This window comes from Shewanella sp. 10N.286.52.B9 (assembly GCF_002873635.1).
Classification (GTDB): domain Bacteria; phylum Pseudomonadota; class Gammaproteobacteria; order Enterobacterales; family Shewanellaceae; genus Shewanella.
Genome location: NZ_MCTY01000208.1, coordinates 1 through 26,610, shown reverse-complemented (window position 1 = coordinate 26,610; position 26,610 = coordinate 1). Strand labels below are relative to the sequence as shown.

Genomic DNA, 26,610 nt, shown 5'->3' with positions numbered 1-26,610 from the left:
GCTTACGCCTTGGCCTTTTTATAAAATATTTAATAATATCGATGGAGATTAACACTAATGTGAACACATAGTTAAAAGCACAACCAACATTAGCCGTTAATTCATATCAAATGTCACCCCATCCATCATCCCTGACGAGTTAGCTTCATTACTTTGCAGTTTAATCATTAAGCGTAAATCATTGGGTGAATCAGCGTGATGTAATGCATCGGCATAGCTAATCTCTTTTTCAAGATATAAATCCAACAAGGCTTGGTCGAATGTTTGCATGCCCTGCTCTCTTGATTTAGCCATGGTTTCTTTGAGTAAATGCAGCTCATTGTTAGCAATTAAACTGGCTATACGTGGGGTATTAATTAAGACTTCGATTGCTGCCCTACGGCCACTACCATCAGATTTTGCCACTAATTGCTGCGCCACAATACCGCGAAGGTTTAATGATAAATCAAACAATAGCTGGTTATGCTTGCTCTCAGGCACTAAATGCATAATACGGTCTAACGCTTGGTTAGCGTTGTTAGCATGCAAGGTCGCCATACATAAGTGACCTGTTTCTGCAAATGTTAAGGCAAATTCCATGGTTTCTTGAGTACGAATTTCACCAATCAAAATCACATCGGGCGCTTGACGCAGCGAACTTTTAAGCGCGGCATCAAATGAATCAGTATCAATACCGACTTCTCGCTGGGTGATAATACTTTTGCGATGGTCATGAACAAATTCTACTGGGTCTTCTATGGTCAAAATATGCCCGCGAGCATGGGCATTACGATAACCCACTAATGCTGCCAGCGAAGTTGATTTACCAGTACCAGTGCCACCCACCATGATGATCAAACCACGTTTACTCATCACCAAGTCTTTAAGGATCGGCGGTAGTTTTAAGTCATCAACTTCAGGAATTTTGGTTTCAATTCGGCGCATCACGCAGCCGGGTGATTCACGTTGCCAAAAAGCACTGACACGGAAACGGCCTAAATCTTTTGCAGCAAAAGCAAAGTTACATTCACGAGACTCGTGAAACTCCTTCTTTTGCACCTCTGTCATTAAGGATTCAACAAACTCTAATGACTGCTCAGGGTTAAAGCTATTATCCGATAGTGGTCTTAGCTCACCATCAATTTTGGCGCTGGGCGGAAAGCCTGCAGTAATAAATAAATCTGAAGCCTTTCTGTCAACCATTACCTTTAAAAAAGGATGCACATCCATTTTACTTTCCTTTAAAAGTTAGCTTGTTTGTTAGAGCTTTTTGACATGGCATCATCACGGCTAATAAGGCCGCGATTGACTAGGTTTTGTAGACACTGTTCAAGGGTTTGCATTCCATGAGACATACCCGTTTGAATAGCTGAATACATTTGTGCGACTTTATCTTCACGAATAAGGTTACGAATAGCTGGCGTGCCCATCATAATTTCGTGAGCTGCCACTCGGCCGCCGCCAACCTTTTTAATTAAGGTTTGCGATATAACCGCCTGCAAAGATTCAGACAACATAGTACGTACCATGTCCTTTTCGCCTGCAGGGAATACATCAACAATACGGTCAACGGTTTTAGCCGCTGAAGTGGTATGCAAGGTACCAAAAACTAAATGACCGGTTTCTGCTGCTGTCATTGCTAAGCGAATGGTTTCAAGGTCACGCATCTCACCCACAAGAATAACATCGGGATCTTCACGCAGTGCACTTCGAAGCGCCGCTTCAAAACTATGGGTATGTTTATGCACTTCACGTTGGTTGACCAAACATTGCTTATTTTGGTGCACAAATTCTATTGGGTCTTCAATGGTCAGAATATGGTCATGGCGTTCATTATTAATATAATCCACCATCGCCGCTAGTGTTGTAGACTTACCAGAACCTGTCGGCCCTGTTACTAAGACTAATCCACGAGGGAAGCTTGAAATCTTTTTGAAAATTTCAGGAGCGCCTAACTGCTCAAGTGATAATATATCGCTGGGAATGGTACGGAAAACGGCACCAGCCCCACGGGATTGGTTAAATGCGTTAACACGAAAACGGGCAAGGTTTGGCACTTCGAACGAGAAATCGATTTCTAAATGTTCTTCGAAGTCCTTACGCTGTTTATCATTCATGATGTCATAGACTAATCCATGAACAGCTTGATGGTCTAATGCGGGTAAGTTGATTTTTCTCACTTCACCATCAACGCGAATCATCGGAGAAACACCGGCAGAAAGGTGTAGATCTGATGCATTGTGCTTTACACTAAAGGCAAGTAACTCAGTTATTTCCATGACTAATGACATCCATTCAAACAAATCAAAACAATATGACAACAATAGCAGACCGAATATCAATCGCCCAGAGCCAAATTGCACAAGCGACGCAAAATTGTTCACGTAATAGTGAAGAAGTCACCTTACTTGCCGTCAGTAAAACTAAGCCCATATCGGCTATTATTGAGGCTTATCAAGCGGGCCAGCGCTGCTTTGGTGAAAATTATGTCCAAGAGGGCGAAGAAAAAGTCCTCGCACTAAAAGATGACTATTGTGATATTGAGTGGCATTTTATCGGCCCTTTGCAGTCCAACAAGTCGCGTATTGTTGCCGAGCATTTTGATTGGATGCACACTTTAAGTCGTGAAAAAATCGCTAAGCGCCTCAATGACCAAAGACCAGCAGGTAAAGCGCCGTTGCAAGTGTGTATTCAAGTTAATATCAGTGAAGAGGCATCAAAGTCAGGGGTGATAGCGACCGAGGTTAGCGCTTTAGCTAAGGTGATAGCATCGCTCCCTAATTTGACTTTAAGAGGCTTAATGGCCATACCGACTGCCACCAGCGATATCGCTCTGCAACGCCAAGAATTTGCCAAACTGCAACAGCTTTTTGCGCAGCTAAAAAGCCAATACCCTGACATTGACACCCTATCAATGGGCATGAGTAATGATCTGGCGGTGGCGATTGAGCATGGCTCTACCATGGTCAGAATTGGCACCGCAATATTTGGCGCTCGAGATTACCCATAAACCCTAAAGGCCAAAAACGCCAAAAACGCCAAATCATTAATTAAAATTTATCCGCTACTGCTTGTATTAGTAAGCAATAGCCCAAACATTAGTAAATAAGCAATTAGCAAATAACAGCCGACATAAAAATTAAAAGTGACCCTTAATATGACTCAAGCAAAAGTATGTTTTATCGGTGCAGGCAATATGCCCCGCTCAATTATCAGTGGTTTAGTCAGTAATGGTTACCCAGCAGATCGTATTCACGCCACCAATCCCAGTGTTGGTAAATTAGATGCGTTAAAAGCCGATTTTAATATTGGTGTATCTCACGACAATATTGCTGCTGCAGATGACGCAGATGTGATTGTACTCAGCGTAAAACCGCAGTTAATGCAAATGGTGTGTGAGCAACTAAGTCAGTTAGATTTATCAAAAAAGTTATTAATCACTATCGCTGCAGGCATTCCTGCGGCGCGCTATGTCGATTATTTTAAGCAACCGATTAACCTTATTCGCACTATGCCTAATACACCAACGCAAATTGGCGTGGGTATGACAGGCTTATACGCCGATGAATCCATTTCAGCAGAGCATAAACAAATTTGCGAAACCTTAATGATAAGTGGTGGCAAAATTGTTTGGGTTGAAAAAGAAGACGAGCTTAACCAAGTGATTGCATTAGCTGGCAGTTCACCGGCTTATTTTTTCTTGTTTATTGAGTCTATGATTGACCATGGCATTAAATCTGGCATGGATGAAACCACAGCAAGAGCGCTTGCCCAGCAGGCGGCATTAGGCGCGGCGCAAATGGTGATTCAAAATCCACAACTTTCATTAGCAACCTTGCGTAATAATGTTACCTCAAAAGGCGGCACTACAGCTCAAGCGGTTGAAACCTTCGAACAAGGCGATTTACGCGGTTTAGTGGATAAAGCTATGACAAACTGCATAAAACGGGCACAAGAAATGGCAAAAACATTTTAAACAAACGATATTTAATGGAAAATAGCCCGTGAAGATAATTTTCAGTTCAATTTTAGATCAACTTCAGATCAACTAAGGCACACTCAATGAATGCACTACATTTCTTAATCGATACCGTTTTTGGTCTTTATCTTATGATAGTCCTGCTGCGCTTTTGGCTACAATTAGCCAGAGCTGATTTTTACAATCCATTTAGCCAGTTTGTGATTAAAGCCACTCAACCTATCATAGCCCCAATGCGCCGTGTATTGCCGTCTATGGGCAGTATTGATACCGCATCAATCGTACTGGCCTTATTGGTGGTATTTATAAAATATTCAATACTTACCGCTATGACACCTGCTGCGCTATTTGACCCATTAATGCTTGGTGTTCTTACTGTGGTTTCAGTATTAAAAGAAGCTGGAGTATTACTGTTTTGGGTACTCATTCTGCGCGCACTGCTTAGCTGGTTTAACCAAGGTCACAACCCGATTGTGATGGTAATGGATCAACTTACCGAACCCTTTTTAGCCCCTGTTCGTCGTATCCTGCCTCCTATGGGTGGTTTAGACTTATCGGTGATGTTAGTGCTGATTGCAATGAACTTTCTTAATATTTTATTGGCGCAATACATTCCATTTTGGGCTCAGGTTTAAAACTTAATGTTTTTAGTTTTAACCACCGAGCTTTATGCTTTAACCTCCGAGCGAGGTTAAGCTAATGCCTGCCATTATTCAGCAACAGCAAGATCTGTTGCTGAATCTTTATATTCAGCCTAAAGCCAGCCGTGATAAAATTGTGGGCTTACATGGTGATGAAATAAAAATCGCCATCACAGCCCCGCCAATCGACGGTAAAGCCAATAGCCACCTGATAAAGTATTTAGCCAAAGCCTTTAAAGTGCCAAAGTCTGATGTGATGCTTCTAAAAGGGCTTCAAGGCCGTCATAAGCAAGTGAAGATACTTAGCCCGTTAAAGATCCCGCCTGAAATATCGCAGATAATAGCCCAATGCAACTAAGCATCGATTAGTGAAATCATCCATTATTGAAATCATCCATCAAAATGATCCAATTACGGGTGATCTGGCTAAAAATTCTCTATACTTAAGTCTACATTCCAATTAGTGAATCAACTCTTTCGTCGCGACGATTAACTAACCTAGGGCTAAACTAACCCGCTAGGTCAATTAAGCCAGTTGTTAGCAACACAGAGTCGATCAAGGATTTAGATTATGTTTCGCACCCTTTTATGTAGCTTTGTCATTTTAATGAGTACCCTAACGACCGTTCAAGCAGAACAAAAACAGACTGTCGGTAATTATGATATTCATTACATGGCATTAGGTAGTACCTTTATTACCCCTGCTATTGCCAAAACCTATGGTATTGAACGCAGTAATTACAACGGTATTGTCAATATTGCAGTGTTAGATACCAGTCAAGAAGGTAATCCCGCCGTTGCTGTTGAAATCGCTGGCGTAGCCAACAACTTACTTGATGCACGAATGGATTTAGAGTTTAAAGAAATCCGTGAAGGCGATGCTATTTATTATATCGCCCAAGTGCCATACCGAGACGATCAACAAATCAACTTTAACCTGACGATAAAGTACGGCAATAAGCTCAATACATCGTTAAAGTTCAAACAAAAATTTTATGTGGAATAAGGCTAAACAGCGGCTTATTTCAAATGATTTTGCACTTTTAACAAGCTAAACCTCAAGGTTTAGCTTTTTATTTAGTTGCGCAAACCATAGCTATTTTATCCTTTGCTGCTGTCTATCAACTCAGTGCTTAGGTATCATTAGGCCAATTTCATTGATGAAAATTTAAATAGCCAGTCAAGGCGAAAACTAAGCCTTTTTTAAGGCTAGATGCCACTTATTTGATGTGAGTTTTAGTTTACTGCAAAGCCTGCTCACCCCATAAGCACTATTTAAAACATCAGCCCCCTTATTTAATAAAAAGGTATTCCATGCAACAGATTGTTTTAGCAAGCGGTAACAAAGGTAAACTAACAGAGTTTGATCAGATGCTAGCCCAATTTGATATTGAGGTTTTACCGCAAAACCAATTTAACGTTCCAGAAGTGGCTGAAACAGGCACCACCTTTATTGAAAATGCCATTATTAAAGCCCGCCACGCTGCAGAAATCACTGGTAAAGCCGCAATCGCAGATGATTCTGGTTTAGAAGTTGATGCCCTTCAAGGCGCACCGGGGATTTATTCAGCCCGTTACGGCGGCGAAGGCGCCAGCGAGCAAGACAATTACCTTAAATTACTTGCTGCATTAGCAAACAAAACACAGCGCAAAGCACGCTTTCAGTGTGTATTGGTTTATATGCGCCATGCTAAAGACCCAACCCCAATAGTTTGCCAAGCGGCATGGGAAGGCACTATAGGATTGAGCCCTCAAGGTGAGCAAGGCCATGGCTACGACCCTATCTTTATTCCACAGGGGTTTGATATTTCGGCTGCCGAGCTTTCAAGTGAGCAAAAAAACCAGTTGAGCCACCGTGGGTTAGCACTTACTTTGCTTGTAGACGCTATGAAAGCCAAAGGGATTATTAAGTAACTATCATGCAATCAGCGAAATTATCTCTGCCACCACTGAGCTTATATATCCATATCCCTTGGTGCGTTCAAAAGTGCCCATATTGTGATTTTAACTCCCATGGTCAGCATGGAGTATTACCGCAACAAGCTTATGTTGATGCACTTTTAGCCGATCTCAATCACGACCTTCACTATGTACAAGGGCGAAAACTTCACAGCATTTTTATTGGTGGCGGCACGCCATCTTTATTTGAAGCCACCCAAATACAGCGCATTCTAGCCGGTGCTGAAGCCGCCATTGGTTTTGAAGATGATATTGAAATTACCATGGAAGCCAATCCGGGTACGTTAGAGCATGATGACTTTGCCGCATATCGCGCTGCAGGGGTGACGCGCTTGTCCATTGGGGTGCAAAGTTTCTCAAAAGATAAACTCAACCTTCTTGGCCGTATCCATGATGAGGATGAAGCCGTTACCGCTGCTAATACAGCCCGTAATGCAGGTTACAACAGCTTTAACTTAGATTTAATGCACGGCTTACCTAATCAGTCATTTGATGAAGCCATGGCCGATATCGATACTGCTGCTGGGTTAATGCCACCGCATTTATCTTGGTATCAACTGACCATAGAGCCAAATACCTTATTTCACTCTAAACCGCCACAATTGCCTGACGATGAAAACTTGTGGCATATCTATGAGCAAGGACAGAAGAAGCTGGCAGCACTTGGCTATGTGCAATATGAAATCTCTGCTTATGCCAAAGACGGATTTCAGTGCAAACATAATCTCAATTATTGGCAATTTGGCGATTACTTGGGGATTGGCTGCGGCGCCCATGGCAAGATTACTCAACCTGAGCTCAATAAGATTATTCGCACCGTCAAAATTAAGCATCCGAAGGGTTATCTAGCAACGTCAGATTACACCAGTGAAACTACTGAAGTGCTAGCTGAAGATCGCGCCCTTGAATATTTAATGAATCGACTCAGGTTAATGACGGCTATCCCTAAAACTGAATTTGAACTGCGCACCGGCTTACCTATGTCAAAGCTTGATGAAGGTATTGCCAAGTCAATTGAAAGAGGCTTATTAACCGAAACTGAGACCCATTGGCAATTAACCGCCAAAGGCCATATGTTTGTTAATGATATTTTGTCGCAGTTTTTAGATTAGCTACTTTATAGCTAGCTGATTTATTAAAGTTATTACTAGCCTATATAAAAGCCTGATGGATTACCTTTATAAAACAAGGTTAATGCATTAGGCTTTTTTTGATTTCCTTTGCCCATTAAGCTTGGCGCTTTAAGCAAAGTGCCTGCAAGTCACTAAATAAATCATTTCGCATTTACCCTGTAAATTCAGCAACATTTAAGACACAATTGCTAACATTTCACGTTATACATTTATGCTTGTGTCATTTAGGATATCAATCGATCTCCTGTTCTATTACTTTGCTAACGGAAACCCTATGCGACTAACAACAAAAACGACATTAATAGCCGTTGCTTTAACCAGCTTATTATCAAACGCCGCAATCGCCCACACTGCAGGGCACCAACCTTTAACCAATACAGTAGCCTCCACTAAAACAGCCACCACCGAGTCAGAAAAAGCCAATGAGCTGTTTGAAAGTATGTTCATGGAAAATGTAATGGCTAGCCCGATTTCCCAAACCTATTTACGCATCAAAACTGATTATGACAAATGGGGTGATTTTAGTGATAAATCTGCTGACGAAGACTTAGCCAGAGCTAAAAAGCATTTAAAACAACTTGAAACTATTAATGTTGCTAAGTTAGACAAGCAAACGGCACTTAGCTACAAATTAATGAAACAAGGCTTAGAGCAGCAAATCAGCGATGATAAATGGCGTTACCATAATTACCCTGTAAACCAGATGCGTGGTAGTCATTCGTTTATTGCTACCTTCCTTATCAATCAACATCAAGTTGAAAATGTCAGTGATGCACAGGCTTACATTAGCCGTTTAAACGGTGTAAAGCATGTAACTGAGCAAGTGATCGATGCATTAAAAATTCGCGCCGATAAAAATATTATCGCGCCAAAGTTTGTCTTCCCTTATGTGATTTCAGACAGCGAAAATATTATCAAGGGTGCACCTTTTACTGATACTGAAGTTAAAAGCACCCTATGGGGTGATATTAACCGTAAAATCGAGAAGCTCGATATTACCCAAGCTCAAAAAGATGAATTATTGGCGGCAGCTAAAACAGCCTTAATTAAAAGTGTAAAACCTGGGTATGACAATTTAATCAGCTATTTACATGAATTAGAAGCCAAAGCTGATAGCCGTGATGGGGTGTGGAAGTTACCTTTAGGCGAAGATTTTTATAATACTCGTCTAAATCGTATTACGACGACTGATATGAGCTCTGGAACAATTCATCAGTTAGGTTTAGCAGAAGTTGAACGTATTCATAATGAAATGCGTGCGATCATGAAAAAAGTAAATTATACCGGCAACTTAGCCGAGTTTATGGCTTTCATGCGTGATGATGAACAATTTTATTACCCCAACACCGATGAAGGTAAAACTCGTTACATTACCGAAGCTAAAGACCTAATTGATAATATGGAGTCACGCTTAGGTGAAGTGTTTAATATTAAACCTAAAGCCGGATTAATCGTTAAACCTGTTGAAGCCTTTCGCGAAAAGTCTGCTGGTAAAGCATTCTATGATCAACCCGCTCCCGATGGTTCACGCCCTGGTACTTACTACGCCAACTTGTATGACATGAAAGCAATGCCCACTTACCAAATGGAAGCCTTGGCTTATCATGAGGGGATCCCTGGGCATCACATGCAAATTGCCATTGCCCAAGAGCTGGAAGGTATTCCTAAATTTAGAAAATTCGGTGGCTATACTGCCTATATTGAAGGCTGGGGTCTTTATACTGAATACTTCCCTAAAGAAATGGGCTTGTATGCTGATCCCTACTCTGACTTTGGCCGCTTAGCGATGGAGCTATGGCGTGCTTGTCGTCTGGTTGTAGACACAGGGATCCACACTCAACAATGGACTCGTGAGCAAGGTATCCAATACTACGTAGACAACACCCCAAATGCTAAGTCTGATGCCATTAAAATGGTAGAACGCCACGTGGTGATGCCTGGCCAAGCTACTGCCTATAAAGTCGGTATGATTAAAGTGTTAGAGCTACGTGAAAACGCCAAGCTTAAATTAGGTGACAAGTTTGATATTCGTCAGTTCCATACCCTAGTACTGCAAAATGGCCCTGTACCATTAGATGTATTAGAAGCTGAAGTGGACAATTGGATTAATCAAACCAATAAACCTGAGCTATTAAGCCAATCAGCAGACTCAAATCGCGGTTAATCAACCAATCGATTAAGTTATCTAAGGCCACTTTTTAGTGGCCTTCTTTTTGGCTCGTACTAAAGCCTAAGTAATGAAATCTAAGTAATGAGCGCCACTCTATAAATTACCAAGGCAATAACAAGTTCAATAACGAGTGCATTAACAAATGCTATACCCGACAAATATATTCAATTGGCAGCTTAAAAGAGAACAAAAGTACAAAGGCGAGAGAGTAAACAAATTAAGCGGATATTATAGGGCAGAAAAAATAACCCCAGCACAATGTCTGGGGTAAACCAATTAAAACTAGGATGATGGTTTCAAAGCCGGCATTGTTCTGATTTTAAAACCTCTGCCAGCAGTGATTCAAAACTTGCGAAGTTGCTGATTTGCACAAAAAGCTGAAAAGGGGTCATTTCTCAACAAGATGCGTGACTCAAATCATTCCGAATCAACTGAAATCTATTGTATTGATTTAAGAACAGAGTTCAAGCAGCTTTTTATACTACATTAATAACTCAGCACAGAAACAACCTGAGCGTTTTTCAAGCACAAGACAATCAAGTTATTGTTTTTATTGTACAAATAAAAAAGTCGCAACTTAAGTTGCGACTTTGTTTTAAAATTCGAACAATGTTTCCAGTTTTAGTTACTGACTTAGAAACCCCATTGAATGGCTATTTACGTAATTTGTATAAATGATCAAACTTACCATCCCAATAAGGTGTAGTACCAATATGACCTTTAATAAATTCAATAAATGCACTTACTTTAGGGGCAAGGTGCTTACGTCTTGGGTAAACAGCCTGTAGCGGTAAGTTGTTGGTCAATTGCCAATCAGGTAATAACGGCACTAATGTACCTTGTTCGATTTCATCTTCAAGTAAATAACTTGCTAGGTAGGCAATACCTAAACCGCTAACCGCGGCCGATTTTAATGCTGGTGCATTATCAACCCGGAAGTTACCAGAAACACCAATTTCACAGTAATCATCAGCTTTCTTAAACTGCCACATGCTGTGCTCATGCCACTCACCTTGGTAGACTAGACAGTTATGATCAACAAGTTGTTCAGGTCGAGAAATATTGCCATGTTGGGCAATATATTCTGGCGATGCCACTAATAAGAACTGACACTTCATTAATGGTCTTGCAACCATACCTAATGGTAGCTGCTCAGACATAGTCAAAAGTAAATCTAAACCTTCACTAACCACATCGACTTTATGATCCAGTAAGCTAACTTGTAGCTCAAGCTCTGGATGTCGTGCCATAAACTCAGGTAATGCAGGAATAATATGCATGGTACCAAAAGACTGAGAAATACCGACTTTAAGTACACCACGGGTGGCATCATTTAGATTATGCACACTAGCAACGGCCTGCTCTGCATCACGTAATAACTCCTCACCTTGTATGTAAAGCAAGTTACCCGCTTCAGTTAAACTTAAACTACGTGTAGTACGTTGGATGAGTTGAACCCCAAGTTTATGTTCAAGATCAGCAACCTGAGTACTTACTTTGGACTTAGATATACTCAACCTTCTGGCAGCGGCACTGAAGCTCCCGGCTCTAGCAACATGAGTAAAAATAGCAATAGGTTCTAATAGTTCTAACATTGGAGTCGCCTTAAGCTGTTTACGACATTAAAAATATTTTTTGAGTTCCAAGTAATGTCGCTTATTACAGACAATGCTGCATAAACGCCACCTACTTTATATGGTTCTTTAAACGTTGCGCCACTCACCCAAAAAGAAATTAAATTTCGATAGTCCATTATCATGAATAGCCAACCAAAACTAAAACAACAAGTTAATTGGTTAACGCCATACAGTTTTATAGTTTTAGGAGTATACCAAAAATTGTATAAATGGCTCTATATTTATAATATACAATTTTTTTATCAGAACAAATCTACGATAAACTGTAATATTAATGACATTTTCTCAACTTGAACGGTGGCAATTAGACAAAAAACGACTAGCTCGGCTAGCATATCTCGCTACAAAGTAGCACAAATAACAGATAGTTAACTAGAGCTTGATTGGCGGGTGAAGTTTTTGATTGGTAATTTAAGCAGGAATGGTTTAACCAAAAAGCCCCTGCACAAGGTACAGGGGAAGGTCAGGTGCATTTTGACAATGCTAGAACTTACAAGGTTACCGCTACTCAGTATCTGATAATGTCGCTAATTCATAAGAAGATAGCTGTGGGATGGATTGACGTAATTCACTTTCAAGCACCATTAACTGCTCAAAGTTACCGCAGACTTTTTTGGCTTTAGCTTCTATGGCCTCTGATTGCTCAGAAATCTGCAATTCAACATCTTCACCGATTCTTTCCATTTTGCTTGAAAAGGCAGTCATTTTTTCATCAAAGCTTCCGCCTTCTGAAGACATCATTTCAGCCCCTAGCGCCATCATAAAACTGCCCATGGAGTTTTTAATCATTTGCTCCATTTCTTGTTCAAACTCTTCATTAAATGCTTCTTCTAACGAAGACTCTGTCGCGCCAAGATAAAACTTATCCCCTTGTTGATATGCAGCTTGGTCAACACGGCTTTGAATTCCAGCTAAAAGCTCATCCAATTTAGCCGCGGTGGCATCGCCAAAAATAGGGGTTAATGCCATGCTCACTGCATCTGTTGCCAAAATAACAGCATCATCAACTAAATCAATTACCTCTGGGATCTGTTTAGATACTTGCTCCGAATAATCAGCTAACAAAGCTGCTTGCTTATCATTTAGTGCAACTTGGTTGCCATCAATATATAACTTTCCAAGTTCGACTCGGTAAACCTCAGCGCCTTTTTCGCTAAAGGATAATTTTTGTGGCTCAACGGTAACATCATAGTTTAAGGTCACGTTGCATTGATTATCTTCAAGGGACATTTTGGCCACCGCAGGCGTCATAGCCCCTGCGGTAAAAATCAAACCAGTTAGTGCAATACTTTTAAATAAACCTTGGGTATTCATTAGCTCTATCCTTGCTGTTAATCGTTATGTAGATAATCAATGGGGCGAGTGGCTAAACTGCTCACTAAGCTACTGCCAACGTTTTGATATCTAGTTTCAATGTTAATTAGACTGATACCAAGTTATTGCACAGGCTGTGCCAAAAACATAAATAAGCTTTTTATCAATAACTTAAAGCAGATAATAACTAATAGGTTTAGCTTTTAGATTTGGATTTATATTAACTATGTGTGAAATAAGCCAAATGTTGGTAATTTTCATCATCGCTATTATATGGGTAGATTTAAGAATAGATGATTTTCAAACTCGTGGATGAGGATACTAAAAAGACAATGGATGATTTCAAGCTTAACATTTGAAAATGGGCATAAAAAACTTGCCCAGCAACATAAGCGAGTTTAAAAAATTGAGCGACCTAATGATTGTGATAAATGCTCAAGCATGCGAGTGCCTGCCAGTGAGTTGCCATTTTGATCAAGTTCAGGCGACCATACGCAAATAGACATGTCCCCAGGGATCACCGCAATAATGCCGCCGCCAACACCACTTTTACCTGGCATACCAACCCGATAAGCAAACTCACCTGCGCCATCATATAAACCTGAGGTAGCAAGCAGTGCATTTAGCTGTCTGGTTTGTACTGGGGTAACGATTTGATCCCCTGCTAGGCTTTTACCGCGATTGGCGAGATAAAACATCGCTTTTGATAAGTCAGCGCAATTCATTTTTAATGAGCAGTAATGAAAATAGCTCTTTAATACTGTATCAACATCGCCGTTAAAATTACCAAATGACTTCATTAAATAGGCAATAGAGGCATTACGGGCACTAAACTGAAATTCTGAATTAGCCACAACTTTATCAAAAAGTATGTGAGGGTTTTCGCTCAGGTTTCTAACCACTTCAAGCAAGTGATGCTTAGGTGCACCAAGGCGCGCTTGAATTAAATCTGCTATCACTAATGCACCAGCATTAATAAATGGATTTCTTGGAATGCCTCGTTCAAGCTCAACTTGAACCAATGAGTTAAACGACTGACCTGAAGGCTCTTTACCTACCCTGCTCCAAAGTTCATCTTCGGAGTACAAACTTAACGCTAAAGTAAGGCTGAATACTTTGGAGATAGATTGAATGGAAAACGGCTCAAGATAATCCCCAGCGCCAATGGTGTGACCATCTGCGCCAGTGACTGCTATTGCTATTTTGTTTGGATCTACGTCAGCCAATGCTGGAATATAATCTGCGACTTTCCCTAAACCAATAAGTGGCCGAACCTTGTCGACCACTTCATCAAGCAATATTTGCTCAGGCATTAGCTATATTAGCCCCACCAGATGTCGTACAGTGCACTAACTTCAAGTTGTGGCACTTTTTTCGCTTCCCAGAAGGCTTTAACAGCAGCAGCATCTTCTTCGGTACATTTACCGATCTCTTGTGTTGCAATAATGCCTTCCCACATTTTATGACCGCCACCATGGAAACCTAGCTTACGAGGTTCAATGACTTGTTCAATGAACTCATCAACAGCTTTATCAATATCTTCTTCAGAAATTGACTCATCAAAAGTCCAGTTGATATCAAAACCAAATTCTTGGAATTCATCAACGCGTAGTTTCTTACGTAAACGGCGAGTTCGGGTCTTAGCCATGGTTATTTCCTAGTTAGTTGATTAAATAGCTTATTTTAACAATATTTTATTATAATTATGCAATACGTTCGAACATTATGTCCCAAACGCCATGACCTAAACGATGGCCGCGGGCTTCGAACTTAGTTAGCGGGCGATGATCTGGACGTTCAACTACAGTATTGGTTGCTGATTGGTTTTTATAACCTTCAGCCACAGACATCACTTCTAACATGTGCTCGCTGTAGTTTTCCCAATCTGTTGCCATATGGAAAACACCGCCAATCTTAAGCTTACGACGAATTAATTGCGCAAATTCAGCTTGTACAATACGGCGTTTGTGATGACGTTTTTTGTGCCAAGGATCTGGGAAAAATAATTGTACTCGGGCAAGTGAGCCATCAGCAATGCTGTTTTCAAGCACTTCCATCGCGTCATGATGATAAACACGTAAATTAGTAATTTCGGCTTCACCGGCATCAACTAAACATGCGCCAACACCTGGTTTATGTACTTCGATACCAATGTAGTTTAACTCAGGAGCCGCTTTAGCCATTTCAACTAAAGATGCCCCCATACCAAAACCAATTTCTAATACGGTATCAGCATCACGCTTAAACACTTCAGCTAAATTAATCGCTTCTGGTGTGTAATCTAAACCCATTGCAGGCCAATGTGCTTCAATTGCGTTTGCTTGGCCTTTGGTTAAACGGCCTTCTCTTAATACAAAACTTCTGATTTTACGAATATATTTGCCATCTTCGTTAAATTCAGCGGTGGTAACGTCGCTCATGTATGCCTCATCATTTGAATAGCGTTTAAATTGCCGACTATTCAAAGTTTCATCTTTGTTCCAATAATAGTGGCTAAGTATATCTTAAAATCACCATGACTAAAGTATTTATCAGTTAACAGGCTCCCTTGTTTATAGAATATTCTCCATATACACTGCGCTGATGAAAAAAGTTAACTCCTTTTCTGAGCGGATCACCGCTTGGTACGATTTACACGGACGCAAGACCTTACCGTGGCAAATCAATAAAACCCCATATAGAGTGTGGATTTCAGAGATCATGCTGCAACAAACTCAAGTTGCCACTGTTATCCCCTACTATGAAAAATTCATGCAAAGCTTTCCCGACATTAAAGCCCTTGCCAATGCCAGCGAAGATGATGTACTGCATCATTGGACGGGGTTAGGCTATTATGCCCGCGCCCGTAATCTGCATAAAGCGGCTAAAACAGTTTGTGAGCAACATGCAGGCAAGTTTCCTGAAGCGCTAGATGAAGTCATAGCCTTACCGGGTATTGGCCGCTCGACTGCTGGGGCCATTTTGTCATTGTCCCTTGGTCAGCATCATTCAATATTAGATGGAAACGTTAAACGGGTACTTGCCCGTCACGGCGCAATTGAAGGTTGGCCAGGTCAAAAAGCAGTTGAACAACAATTATGGCACTTAACGGATAAGTTAACCCCGCAAAAAGATGTGGTTAAATTTAACCAAGCCATGATGGATATTGGCTCTGCGGTTTGCACTCGCAGTAAACCCAATTGTGCTCAATGCCCTGTTGCAATTGATTGTAAAGCGCAGCTTGCTGGCCGACAGACAGAATTCCCCGGTAAAAAGCCTAAAAAAACCATTCCAGTAAAATCTGCATGGATGCTAGTACTGCATAAAGATGGTGAAGTCATTCTCAATAAAAGACCACCAGCAGGCATTTGGGGCGGCTTATGGTGTTTTCCTCAATTTGATACTGAGGCGGCGCTGCTTGCACATATCAGTGCTAATGGGTTTAATCACAGCAGCAATGAATATGCCGCAGCAAAAAACAACAATAATGAACAATCACAATGGCTTGCAGGATTTAGACATACTTTTAGTCATTTTCATTTAGATATTCAGCCTATCTTAGTTAATCTCGGCGAAAATCAACAATCGCCTCAAATTGACTCAAGTGTAATGGAACAAAATCAGACACTCTGGTATAACATACATCATCCTGCGAAAGTTGGATTAGCCGCAGCAACTGAGCGGATTTTATCTAACTTAGCCGCTCTTTTAGCAGTAGATCCCGTCAAGGAATCCCTTTAAGGAATAATCATGGCTCGTAATGTTAATTGCGTATATTTAAAGAAAGAAGCTCCAGGTTTAGATTTTCAACTTTACCCTGGCGATCTAGGCAAGCGTATCTTTGATTCAATCAGTAAAGAAGCGTGGGCACTTTGGCAGAAAAAACAAACCATGCTAATCAATGAAAACAAACTTAACATGATGAATGTTGATGACCGTAAACTACTTGAAGAGAATATGGTTAGCTTTTTATTTGAAGGCAAAGATGTTGCCGTTGAAGGTTATGTACCTCCAAGTGAAGACGAGTAACTAAATAGCTAACCCCTTAGCTAGCTGAATAGCTTAAGAGCCTACTTTAAAACCGCTAACGGCGTGTTGATATAAAGTAGGCTTTTTTATTCGCATCAATTACCAATCACTTTTGAGACAATTGTAATTAACTTCCCCATAGCTTTTAAATAGTTGTTACTCCACAGCCTATTCACAAAAGTTCCCTAAATTTAGTTAAAAATCTTATTTCGTGAGCTATTAATCAAAAGTAAAAAATTATAACACTTTCTGTTAGTTACACTGCATTATTATCGATTATGCCAAGGTATACTGCCGCTATAACTAATTTCAGAGTGTGCCCATGCTAAAGCCAATACTTTATACAGCATTGACCTTGTCACTGCTTTATTCAATCAATAATGTTAATGCAGACCCCATGGGGATGAAGCCAATGCCAGTGGCAGATGCGCCATTGGGTTATATCATTCATAATCCCTATGAAAATGCCCCACTAACGGCTTTAGTGACTCTTAATGGCCATAAAATTTCCAATGTGGATGTCACCATACATGCCAAAGGTGAAACTGGTGTCAGCATAAACTATCAAGTTGATGATATGCGGGTAATGGATGAAGGTGGCGTACCCATTTTTGGTCTCTACCCTGCCTTTATGAACACCTTTACAATTAAATGGACTGAAAACGGCAAGCAGCGCAGCCACGAGTATCAAATGCTAACCCCAGACATTGATATGGGCTTTTCAGAAAGCCAGTGGGCTAAAGCGCCCATCGTCGAAGTAGAACATGTTGACGCTGACTTTAAAGACCGCCTTTATTTTGTAAACTGGACCAATCCAGACGGAAAGTCGGGTCAGTTATCCCACAATAACCCTGATGCACCTGGGGCGTTTTCTTGGGATGGGAAACCAGGATTTTTCATTATCGATACCGCCGGTGATATTCGTTGGTATCTGAATCCTTACACCACCCATAACTCAAAAAATTATGACAGCGCAGGTTACGCCATGGGCATGAACGTCACTAAAGACGGCAACATGGTGTGGGTACAGGGCCAAGGCTGGAAAAAAATGTCATTAATGGGAAGAATGATTTCAGAGCACAATTTACCGGGAAATTTTATCGATGCATCACACGAAGGGATTGAAGCTGCCAACGGCAATATCTTTATTCGCGCCGCCGCCAAAGATTATCGCGGCGCTGATGGCATGTTAGTCAACACCATACGCGATCAAATCATTGAGGTTGATAACACAGGTAAGTTAGTGGATTACTGGGATTTAAACACTATTTTAGACCCACTGCGTGATGCGGCATTATTATCCCTTGATGCCGGTGCAGTTTGTTTAAATATCAATATTGATCAAGCTGGCCATCAAACCACCTTAGACGATTTAAAGAATGCCCCTTATGGTGATATTCACGGAGTGGAAACAGGCCGTAACTGGGCCCATGTCAATTCAATAGATTATGACCCTAAAGATGACAGCATCATCATTAGCTCACGTCATCAATCTGCGGTAATCAAAATTGGCCGCGATAAACAAGTTAAATGGATATTAGGCCCTGAAAAAGGCTGGAGTGACAAGTTCCAAGACAAGCTACTCTCGCCAGTTGATGCTACAGGTAACAAACTTAGCTGTAATGAAAAGGGTCGTTGCCGAGGCAGTGATTTTGACTTCTCATACACCTCCCATACCGCTTATCTTGTTCCTGAAAAGGGCACTTTAACGGTATTTGATAATGGCGATGGACGTCAGCTAGGTCAACCAATGTTTGCCAGTGAAAAATATTCCCGCGCGGTTGAATACAAAATTGATGAGGCCAATAAAACCGTTACCCAAGTATGGCAATACGGTAAAGACGAGTTGGGTTATCAAGGCTACTCGCCAGTAACATCTATCGTTAAATATCAGCAAGATAAAGACAGCATGATGAGCTACTTTGCCTCTGCCGGTTTATTTGGATTAGGTGGCGGTTATGGCAATATCAAAATGGATGACACCACGGGTAAAGTTAAGTCTATTTTAGTTGAGCATCGCTATGGCGAAACCAAGCCCGCTGTGCGCATTAATATCAATAGTCACGATATGTTCGCAACGGGTTACCGCGCTCAGGTTATACGAGTAAACGAGATGCTTAAATAGTGAGTCGCTTCTTATTCAATAACAGTTACCCAGTAACAATTATCCAATAAGAATTATTTAGTAAATGTTATTCAGCCCTTTGATGGAAAAGGGCTGAATACCTTAGCCTCTTTATCCCAGATCAATAAAACGCTTCTACCCGCCTCTTTTCAAAAAATCATATTCAGTTTATTTAAATTAATACTGGTCAAAAAATGATTAATAATTTACATTAAAATCACAATGTAAGCGCTTACACTTAGGCGTGACTTAGGCGTGCTAAATATTAAAGCCTTACACTTTATCAGGTATCAACCCAGCGAAGATGTTGTAAATACAAGTGAATAGTGGGTTAGTTGTAAGTAATACCTTCAAGTTAGATTGCAACAATCAAGGTATAAAAACGATTATGGAACAATCAGCAACCAGCGTAAAAAACACATCAGTCACATTCGATAAGTTATCCTTTAAAGAAAAAGTCGGTTACGCCCTTGGGGATGTGGCATCTAACTTTTATTGGCGTGTTTTTGATGTGTTCTTATTTATTTTCTACACCGATGTATTTGGTATATCAGCTGCAGCTGTTGGCACCATGATGTTAGTGACTCGCATAATCGATGCGGTATCAGACCCATTAATGGGCGCCCTCGCAGATAGAACTAACACCCGCTTTGGCAAATTTCGCCCTTACCTCATATTAGGCATTATTCCCATTGCTGCAGCTGGTGTACTCACCTTCACAGTGCCCGATTTAGGTGATGATGGTAAATTGATTTGGGCTTATGGCACTTACATTTTCATGATGCTGGCGTACACCTTTATTAACGTGCCCTACGGCGCGCTATTAGGTGTGGTCACCAGTAATAGTCAGGAAAGAACCACATTAACCAGTTTTAGATTTATCGGTGCTTTTTCTGGCGGTACTTTAGTTGCTTATATGACGCCTGAATTAGTTACTTATCTTGGCGTGGGTAATGAGGCATTAGGCTGGCAACTGACCATGGCCTGTTATGGACTTATTTCAGCGGTGCTGTTTTGCCTTACTTTTTTTGCAACTAAAGAGCGCATAGCGCCACCAACTAATCAACAAACCTCAATCAAACAAGACATAATCGATTTAACCAACAACAAGCCATGGCTGATTTTATTCTCTTTAGCGTTAATCATCATGTTCACCATCACTTTGCGCGCCAGTACCGGCACCTTTTACTTTAAATACTATGTAAACCGAGAAGACCTCATTGGCACCTTTACCGCGGTTTATATGATCTCACTTGCCCTAGGCGCCGCCTCTACGCCTCTATTAACAAAATACTTTGATAAACGCCCACTGCTTATTGGTTTAATGACCATTGTTGCCATACTTTCGGCTGGCTTTTACTTTATTCCAGCTCACAACCTTACCTTGATGTTTATTATGCAGGCCTTAATTGGATTTTGCTTAGGGCCTAAATCGCCGTTGGTATTTTCTATGTATGCCGATACTGCTGATTACTCACAATATAAAAATGGCCGCCGCGCCACCGCGATGATTTTTTCAGCAGCAGCCTTTTCGCAAAAATTAGGCGGCGCTTTTGCAGGCGCGATGATCGGTTGGATGCTGTCATCCATGGGTTATGTGGCAAATCAGCAGCAATCACCCGACTCGTTAATGGGGATTTTACTGCTCAATACCATCATCCCTGCAGGCTTTGCCTTATTAGCGGTTTGGGTTGTTAAACACTACAGCTTAGATGAACAAAAAATGCGCCAAATTAACCAGTCGCTTTATCAAGCTATTGATAAATCAGAGCCTGCAAGCGAGTAGTTGAGGAATTTAAATAGTGATTACTTACCATCATAAAAATGGCAACGTCAGCTTGCATAGTCCAACCATTATGCCAAAAGCCTGTGGTTTTTTATGGAATAAAAACATGATGATTCAAATGAATTGTCGGGGTTTTGCGACTGCGCAATTTATGCAGCCAGAACCTGCTAAATATGCCCATGGGCCAGCATTAGAGGCCAAAACCTTTATGCAGCCAGAACATGCCTATTTTAGCCATCATCCTGGGCGATTTTTTTATATAAAAGATAACCTCACTAACGAACTATTCTCATTGCCCTATGAGCCAGTAAGGCAATCATTGGCATCATTTGAGTTTATCGTTAGCCAGCATCAAGTCAGTTGGCAAGTTAAGCACCTCAACCTACACTGCAAACTAAGCTTAACCTTAGCCACTGAAGATACCGCAGAGCTATGGCAGTTATCCATTGATAACCTAAGTCAAACGGCGCGAGATATCAGCGTTTATAGCTACTTTCCTGTGGGCTATATGTCGTGGATGAATCAATCAGCAAAATTTGATCCTTCACTTAATGCAATTTTATGTCACTCAATCACCCCCTATCAAAAAGTCGATCAATACTTTGTTCAACAAGACTTTAAAGACACCACGGTCTTTCTAACTGACACAACCCCTGATAGTTACGAAACCCGTCAAAGTGTTTTTGAAGGCGAAGGCGGTTTACATAACCCAACGGCTATCAGTAATAACCGCTTAGAAAACATGCCCGCTCATTACCAAACTCCTGCAGCGATAATGCAATTTAATCGTAAGCTTGCCGCTTATGATGACGCTAGCAATAACACCAAGCCAGCAGTGGCATTAAAGTTTGTTTTTGCACCGGTAAAAGATGCTCACGAAGCCAGTGAGTTAAAACAGCGCTATTTGAGTTCAACAGCACAATTTACTCAAGCTCAAAATAAATACAAAGCGTATCTCAGTAGAGAAAATGGCTGTTTAAGCCTTTTATCCTCAACCCCTAAGCTTGATAACTTCATCAATCATTGGCTACCTAGACAGGTTTTTTACCATGGCGATGTCAATCGATTAAGCACCGATCCACAAACCAGAAACTACCTTCAAGACGCTATGGGGATGATTTATATCAACCCTAACAAGGCCAAAGCCGCCTTCGAAGTCGCCCTCGCCCAGCAACATCGCAATGGTGAAATGCCTGATGGCATTTTATTGCACCCAGAATCTGAGCTTAAATACATCAATCAAATCCCCCACACGGATCATTGTGTCTGGCTAGTGATTTGTATTGAGGCATATTTAAATGAAACCGCCGACTTTGATTTCTTAAATCAAACCATTGGTTTTGCCAACAGTGAAGATAAGCTTTCGGTGATGGAGCACGTCAATTTAGCGCTGGAGTTCTTATACTCTCAACGTGATAACCGCGGCCTTAACTTTATCAACCAAGGCGATTGGTGCGATCCGATGAACATGGTGGGCTATAAAGGCTTGGGTGTTTCAAGCTGGTTGACGTTAGCAAGTGCTTACAGCATGACACTGTGGGCAAAAGTTTGCCAGCAAATGGCCTGTGACAATAAAGCATCAAAATTTAGCCAACTTGCAACGCAATTAAATGATGCCGTAATTGAACATTGCTGGGATGGTGAATGGTTTGCCCGCGGTATTACCGATGCAGGTCACTGTTTTGGTGTAAGCGATAATCATCAAGGCCGCATTTATCTTAACCCGCAAACTTTTGCCATGTTGTCTGGCGCAGTTAATGATCAGCGCTGGTCACTGATGCAGCCGCAAATCAAGCAGCAATTACAAACACCTTTTGGGATGATGATGCTAGCTCCCGCTTATACCCAAATGGATGAGCAAGTGGGCAGATTAACCCAAAAGTTTCCTGGCACCGCTGAAAATGGTTCAGTTTATAATCATGCTGGGGCATTTTATATATACGCCCTATTTGAACAAGGCGAAACAGAGCAAGCATTTGAACTATTACAAACCATGATAACTGCTGAAGATGTGCAAAATGAGCTCACCCGAGGTCAATTACCCGTGTTTATTCCCAACTATTACCGCGGGGCTTATTTTCAATATCCTGATGATGCGGGTAAATCGAGCCAGTTATTTAATACTGGAACCGTCGCTTGGATTTACCGAATTATCATCGAGCAACTTTGTGGCCTAAAAGGCTGCAGCGACGGCTTAAAAATTAAACCGCAACTACCAAAGCACTGGCCTAGCCTAAAGGTAAGCAGACGTTTTCGCGGCGCAACTGTGGATGTATCAATACAAAGGCGAGCAGACATCATATCCCAGCAGGTTTTAGTTAACGGTAAAAGCTTACAGACTAATGCTGCAGGTGAGCATATTTTAGCTATCAGCACTAATACAAGCTATAGCATCAGCGTGTTGCTGGCTGAATAACGCAAGTTGAAAAATCAGTATCCTAGCTACTGATTAAGATAACGCTTTCGACTAATGTCAAAGCGTGTGAATATGCCCAATAATAAATGATTCTATAAGATACTGACTTTAAGACTTAAACATTAGGAGTTTACTGGACAATGGACTGCACTGAAAAACCAACTAATAAAGCGAGCCATAAACATAAGGCCAACGCCTCACTTAAAGGCCTAATACTGCCCTGCCTGTTGGCATTAAATTGCACCGCAATTGCTTCAATGGCAAATGCTGATACGGCTCCAAGCACAAACAAAACATCTGCCGAATATGTGCATGCCCCTATTGAAGTTAACTACGCTAATAAAGCCATTACCCTTGATGGCATTGCTGATGAATCTGATTGGCAACAAGCTAAGTGGCAACCGATTGATCAAATGATCATCGGCGATGCTATAACTGCCGATGATTTTAGTGGCCAATATAAACTGCTTTGGCGCGAAAATAAGCTCTATCTACTGACTGAAGTGATTGATGATGTGCTATTTGATCAAAGCGCTGATCCCACAGTGCGGTATTGGGATGATGACACCGTAGAGGTGTTTATTGATGAAGATGGCTCAGGTGGCGAGCATCAATATAGCCATAATGCTTTTGCCTATCATGTGGCATTAGATAAACAAGTGGCTGATTTTACCACGCAAAAAAAGGCCGCCACCTTTAATGAGCATATCACCACAGCATGGTCGAGAGACCCAGTTAACCCTCAAAAAATCTATTGGGAAATGGCGATAACGGTATTCCCTGACAGTTACAATGACAGCTTAAGCGCTTTTGATAAGCAGCAGGTTGCAGCCGTTAGCTTACAAGCCAACAAACAAATGGGTTTTATGCTGGCCTATTGTGATAATGATGGCTCCAAACAAAGAGAGAACTTTATTGGTTCCCACCCGATAAAGCCGTTAAATGGCGACATGAATCGCGGCTATAAACACGCTGATGTTTTTGGCAGTATTATTCTAAAAGCGGCACAATAATCATCATAAAAAGCCGCCAATGACTAATATCATTGACGGCTTTGTTGTTTTTAGTAAACCTGTTCAATAGACGTTATTGCTTAATCCCTTCAATAACCAAATCTAGGCTAACATTGGCAGACGCTGGGCCTAAATCCATTTTAAAACCGAAGTCTTTCATGGCAAATTCTGTGGTACCAATAAAGCCAGCACGATAACCACCCCAAGGATCTTGGCCTTCACCAACAAATTCAGCGGCAATAGCCACAGGCTTAGTCACCCCATTTAAGGTCAAATTACCGTTAACCAATATCTTGCCATTGCCTTGGTCTTCAACACTAGTCGAGGTGTACTGCGCCTGAGGAAACGCGCCAGTATTTAAAAAGTCAGCACTGCGTAAATGTTTATCACGCTCGGCATGGTTTGAGTCAACACTCGTTGTATTGATGGTGACATTCAAATTAGTGTCAGCAATTTTTGCCGCATCGTAACTAAAATCACCACTGAAATCATTAAAACGACCAGCTACAAAGCTATAGCCTAAATGATTTACTTTAAATTGAATTGATGCGTGGGCACCTTGAGTATCTATCTTATAATCGGCCGCATTAGCGACTGATGGTAGTAACATTGCAGCGCCGATAACGCTAGATAATACTGTGGCTAAAAGTTGCTTTTTCATTGGTCATTCCCTTTATTATAAATTCAATATTATTGATATGTTCAAGTACTAATAAGTGTTGCTAGCTAATAATTAGCGTTCTCAGCTCGTCGAGTTACAGGCTCGATTCAAGTGCTGTAGGTGTTAAAACTATTTTGTGGCAGGTTTTATCATTCTTGATAAAGTGCCATCCTTATCAATCAATTGGTGTTTTATCGCGCCTGCTGCATGAATAATCACTAGGGCTATTAATGTATAGGCTGCATATTGATGAACTAAGCCAGCAATATCAGCTTGGTTGTTAATAAAGCTGCCCAGTGACGGCACTTCAAACCAATCAAATACCCAAATTCCGCGGCCATCAGCCGTTGAAATTAAAAAGCCTGTCGCCATAATGGCCAACATTAATAGATAAAGCATTCCATGAGCCCACTTAGCCGCCGTTTGCTCCCAAGCCTTGTGATTATTCTTTGCATGAGGTTTCGCAGAGCCTAAGCGCCACACTAATCGCACTAGCGTTGCCAGTAACAATAAAATGCCAACACTTTTGTGAATATCCGGCGCGGTTTTATACCAACTACTGTAATAAGTGAGATCAACCATCCAAAAACCTAAGCCGAATAAGCCAATAACGGTTAATGCACTTAACCAATGGAGACTAATACTCACTAAACCATAGCCATTTTTTGTATTTGCTAACATCAAGCTGTCCTTGTCAAAATCTATTTGAATGATTATATCGACACAAAACAAAAAGAATATCGCTAAAAATCGCCAAAATCATTCGATAAAATAGAACAATAAAACTAATTGAGTCCTGACTAAACCCAGCCAGTCTTACTCAAATAAGCATTCAATTTGAGATATCGATTAAACTCTCTAAAACCACTATCATTGGGCTTTAAACCAATTAAAGGTAAAAAATCGCTCAGTTTGGCCATTTACTAGCCGAACGATTAAAATCATTTAAAAAAGCACTTGCAGGATTAAAACCATCGCTATACTATGTGCGCACTCCAAACGACACAGGCTCTAACGATTAAGTTAGCACCCAGTTTGAAGTAGTAAACTAACGCTTAGTTAGTTGCCCGAATAGCTCAGTCGGTAGAGCAGAGGATTGAAAATCCTCGTGTCCCTGGTTCGATTCCGGGTTCGGGCACCATATTTAATTTAATAGTGTTATCACTGTTAAGAAAGATAAGCCGGCATAGCTCAGTTGGTAGAGCAACTGACTTGTAATCAGTAGGTCCCGAGTTCGACTCTTGGTGCCGGCACCATATACAGAGAAACCACTCAGTGAGTGGTTTTTTCTTGTAAGTTTCAAGCTAACGATAGTTAGTCGCCCGAATAGCTCAGTCGGTAGAGCAGAGGATTGAAAATCCTCGTGTCCCTGGTTCGATTCCGGGTTCGGGCACCATATTTAATTTAATGGTTTTTCACCGTTAAAAAGATAAGCCGGCATAGCTCAGTTGGTAGAGCAACTGACTTGTAATCAGTAGGTCCCGAGTTCGACTCTTGGTGCCGGCACCATAAAAACAAAAAAGCCACTCAATGAGTGGCTTTTTTGTGTCTGAAATTTGTGGTCTTTATTAGTAACTAATCAAGGCTACTTGTTATTCGCCCTACTTTGGTCATAGCTGCGTACTAGATTTGAAGAATTTATAGATTCCCGACACCATAAGATGAGTAGGTATAACACGTAATTGGACAGAAATCATTTAGAGCTGAAACTCTGAAAGCAACGACTTCCATTAGGTAAAGTATGGCGACCTGATATGTGGTAACGCCCAAAGCAACGGCCGCACGTTAG

At 41.1% G+C, this 26,610-nt stretch carries 23 protein-coding genes and 4 tRNA genes; 18 read left to right on the top strand and 9 right to left on the bottom strand.

Features of this window, described 5'->3' with window-relative positions; all coding sequences use genetic code 11:
• Nucleotides 1–96: 96 nt before the first annotated feature.
• Nucleotides 97–1,209, bottom strand: a complete 1,113-nt coding sequence (locus tag BCU91_RS16835; protein ID WP_102440621.1) for a PilT/PilU family type 4a pilus ATPase — start codon at nucleotides 1,207–1,209, stop codon at nucleotides 97–99.
• A gap of 11 nt (nucleotides 1,210–1,220) precedes the next feature.
• Nucleotides 1,221–2,258, bottom strand: a complete 1,038-nt coding sequence (locus tag BCU91_RS16830) for a type IV pilus twitching motility protein PilT (RefSeq protein ID WP_076542380.1) — start codon at nucleotides 2,256–2,258, stop codon at nucleotides 1,221–1,223.
• A 35-nt stretch (nucleotides 2,259–2,293) separates the two neighbouring features.
• On the opposite strand from BCU91_RS16830, the gene BCU91_RS16825 reads away from it, so the two are divergent.
• The 8 genes from BCU91_RS16825 to BCU91_RS16790 all read left to right on the top strand — a co-directional run bounded on the left by BCU91_RS16825 (nucleotide 2,294) and on the right by BCU91_RS16790 (nucleotide 9,855).
• Nucleotides 2,294–2,989, top strand: a complete 696-nt coding sequence (locus tag BCU91_RS16825) for a YggS family pyridoxal phosphate-dependent enzyme (protein ID WP_102440640.1) — start codon at nucleotides 2,294–2,296, stop codon at nucleotides 2,987–2,989.
• A 147-nt stretch (nucleotides 2,990–3,136) separates the two neighbouring features.
• The gene (gene proC / locus BCU91_RS16820) at nucleotides 3,137–3,955 is read left to right on the top strand and encodes a pyrroline-5-carboxylate reductase (RefSeq protein WP_102440622.1); all 819 of its coding nucleotides are present in this window, start codon (nucleotides 3,137–3,139) and stop codon (nucleotides 3,953–3,955) included.
• A gap of 86 nt (nucleotides 3,956–4,041) precedes the next feature.
• Nucleotides 4,042–4,593, top strand: a complete 552-nt coding sequence (locus tag BCU91_RS16815; protein WP_102440623.1) for a YggT family protein — start codon at nucleotides 4,042–4,044, stop codon at nucleotides 4,591–4,593.
• Nucleotides 4,594–4,657: 64 nt separating this feature from the next.
• On the top strand, nucleotides 4,658–4,957 hold the full coding sequence (gene yggU / locus BCU91_RS16810) for a DUF167 family protein YggU (RefSeq protein ID WP_102531952.1): 300 nt from the start codon (nucleotides 4,658–4,660) through the stop codon (nucleotides 4,955–4,957).
• Between the two features lie 213 nt (nucleotides 4,958–5,170).
• Nucleotides 5,171–5,605, top strand: a complete 435-nt coding sequence (locus BCU91_RS16805; protein ID WP_102440625.1) for a DUF4426 domain-containing protein — start codon at nucleotides 5,171–5,173, stop codon at nucleotides 5,603–5,605.
• A 308-nt stretch (nucleotides 5,606–5,913) separates the two neighbouring features.
• Entirely contained in the window at nucleotides 5,914–6,513 is a 600-nt protein-coding gene (rdgB, locus tag BCU91_RS16800; RefSeq protein ID WP_102440626.1) for an RdgB/HAM1 family non-canonical purine NTP pyrophosphatase, read from the top strand.
• A gap of 5 nt (nucleotides 6,514–6,518) precedes the next feature.
• Complete coding sequence (gene hemW, locus BCU91_RS16795; RefSeq protein WP_102531951.1) at nucleotides 6,519–7,670, top strand: radical SAM family heme chaperone HemW; 1,152 nt, start codon at nucleotides 6,519–6,521, stop codon at nucleotides 7,668–7,670.
• A gap of 295 nt (nucleotides 7,671–7,965) precedes the next feature.
• A complete protein-coding gene (locus tag BCU91_RS16790; RefSeq protein ID WP_102531950.1) occupies nucleotides 7,966–9,855 on the top strand; it encodes a DUF885 domain-containing protein in 1,890 nt (629 codons plus the stop codon).
• A 659-nt stretch (nucleotides 9,856–10,514) separates the two neighbouring features.
• Here BCU91_RS16790 and BCU91_RS16785 read toward each other — a convergent pair.
• The 5 genes from BCU91_RS16785 to trmB all read right to left on the bottom strand — a co-directional run bounded on the left by BCU91_RS16785 (nucleotide 10,515) and on the right by trmB (nucleotide 15,232).
• Entirely contained in the window at nucleotides 10,515–11,456 is a 942-nt protein-coding gene (locus tag BCU91_RS16785; protein ID WP_102440629.1) for a LysR family transcriptional regulator, read from the bottom strand.
• Nucleotides 11,457–12,002: 546 nt separating this feature from the next.
• Nucleotides 12,003–12,812 carry a YggN family protein gene (locus tag BCU91_RS16780; protein ID WP_102440630.1) on the bottom strand — a complete coding sequence of 270 codons (810 nt, stop codon included), beginning with the start codon at nucleotides 12,810–12,812 and terminating at the stop codon, nucleotides 12,003–12,005.
• Between the two features lie 398 nt (nucleotides 12,813–13,210).
• Nucleotides 13,211–14,125 (bottom strand): glutaminase B, encoded by a 915-nt coding sequence (gene glsB / locus BCU91_RS16775; protein ID WP_102440631.1) that lies wholly within the window; start codon nucleotides 14,123–14,125, stop codon nucleotides 13,211–13,213.
• A gap of 8 nt (nucleotides 14,126–14,133) precedes the next feature.
• Complete coding sequence (locus BCU91_RS16770; RefSeq protein WP_102531949.1) at nucleotides 14,134–14,460, bottom strand: 50S ribosome-binding protein YggL; 327 nt, start codon at nucleotides 14,458–14,460, stop codon at nucleotides 14,134–14,136.
• Nucleotides 14,461–14,515: 55 nt separating this feature from the next.
• Nucleotides 14,516–15,232 carry a tRNA (guanosine(46)-N7)-methyltransferase TrmB gene (gene trmB, locus BCU91_RS16765; protein WP_102440641.1) on the bottom strand — a complete coding sequence of 239 codons (717 nt, stop codon included), beginning with the start codon at nucleotides 15,230–15,232 and terminating at the stop codon, nucleotides 14,516–14,518.
• 163 nt (nucleotides 15,233–15,395) lie between these two features.
• On the opposite strand from trmB, the gene mutY reads away from it, so the two are divergent.
• The 6 genes from mutY to BCU91_RS16735 all read left to right on the top strand — a co-directional run bounded on the left by mutY (nucleotide 15,396) and on the right by BCU91_RS16735 (nucleotide 24,160).
• Nucleotides 15,396–16,532, top strand: coding sequence for an A/G-specific adenine glycosylase (mutY, locus tag BCU91_RS16760; RefSeq protein ID WP_102440633.1), 1,137 nt, complete (start codon nucleotides 15,396–15,398; stop codon nucleotides 16,530–16,532).
• A gap of 9 nt (nucleotides 16,533–16,541) precedes the next feature.
• On the top strand, nucleotides 16,542–16,820 hold the full coding sequence (locus tag BCU91_RS16755) for an oxidative damage protection protein (protein WP_102440634.1): 279 nt from the start codon (nucleotides 16,542–16,544) through the stop codon (nucleotides 16,818–16,820).
• Between the two features lie 322 nt (nucleotides 16,821–17,142).
• Complete coding sequence (locus tag BCU91_RS16750) at nucleotides 17,143–18,945, top strand: aryl-sulfate sulfotransferase (protein WP_102531948.1); 1,803 nt, start codon at nucleotides 17,143–17,145, stop codon at nucleotides 18,943–18,945.
• 388 nt (nucleotides 18,946–19,333) lie between these two features.
• Nucleotides 19,334–20,731 (top strand): MFS transporter, encoded by a 1,398-nt coding sequence (locus BCU91_RS16745; RefSeq protein WP_102531947.1) that lies wholly within the window; start codon nucleotides 19,334–19,336, stop codon nucleotides 20,729–20,731.
• 16 nt (nucleotides 20,732–20,747) lie between these two features.
• Nucleotides 20,748–23,147: a glycosyl hydrolase family 65 protein gene (locus tag BCU91_RS16740; RefSeq protein WP_198590487.1), complete on the top strand. Its 2,400-nt coding sequence runs from the start codon at nucleotides 20,748–20,750 to the stop codon at nucleotides 23,145–23,147.
• 140 nt (nucleotides 23,148–23,287) lie between these two features.
• On the top strand, nucleotides 23,288–24,160 hold the full coding sequence (locus tag BCU91_RS16735) for a CBM9 family sugar-binding protein (protein WP_241904104.1): 873 nt from the start codon (nucleotides 23,288–23,290) through the stop codon (nucleotides 24,158–24,160).
• Between the two features lie 73 nt (nucleotides 24,161–24,233).
• On the opposite strand, the gene BCU91_RS16730 is transcribed toward BCU91_RS16735, so the two are convergent.
• The gene (locus tag BCU91_RS16730; RefSeq protein ID WP_102440637.1) at nucleotides 24,234–24,821 is read right to left on the bottom strand and encodes a YceI family protein; all 588 of its coding nucleotides are present in this window, start codon (nucleotides 24,819–24,821) and stop codon (nucleotides 24,234–24,236) included.
• 129 nt (nucleotides 24,822–24,950) lie between these two features.
• Entirely contained in the window at nucleotides 24,951–25,502 is a 552-nt protein-coding gene (locus BCU91_RS16725; protein WP_102519273.1) for a cytochrome b, read from the bottom strand.
• Nucleotides 25,503–25,886: 384 nt separating this feature from the next.
• Here BCU91_RS16725 and BCU91_RS16720 point away from each other — a divergent pair.
• The 4 genes from BCU91_RS16720 to BCU91_RS16705 all read left to right on the top strand — a co-directional run bounded on the left by BCU91_RS16720 (nucleotide 25,887) and on the right by BCU91_RS16705 (nucleotide 26,330).
• Nucleotides 25,887–25,962, top strand: a tRNA-Phe gene (locus BCU91_RS16720).
• 39 nt (nucleotides 25,963–26,001) lie between these two features.
• Nucleotides 26,002–26,077: transfer RNA gene (locus BCU91_RS16715), tRNA-Thr, on the top strand.
• A gap of 64 nt (nucleotides 26,078–26,141) precedes the next feature.
• Nucleotides 26,142–26,217: transfer RNA gene (locus BCU91_RS16710), tRNA-Phe, on the top strand.
• A gap of 37 nt (nucleotides 26,218–26,254) precedes the next feature.
• Nucleotides 26,255–26,330 (top strand) — tRNA-Thr (locus BCU91_RS16705).
• Nucleotides 26,331–26,610 lie beyond the last annotated feature (280 nt).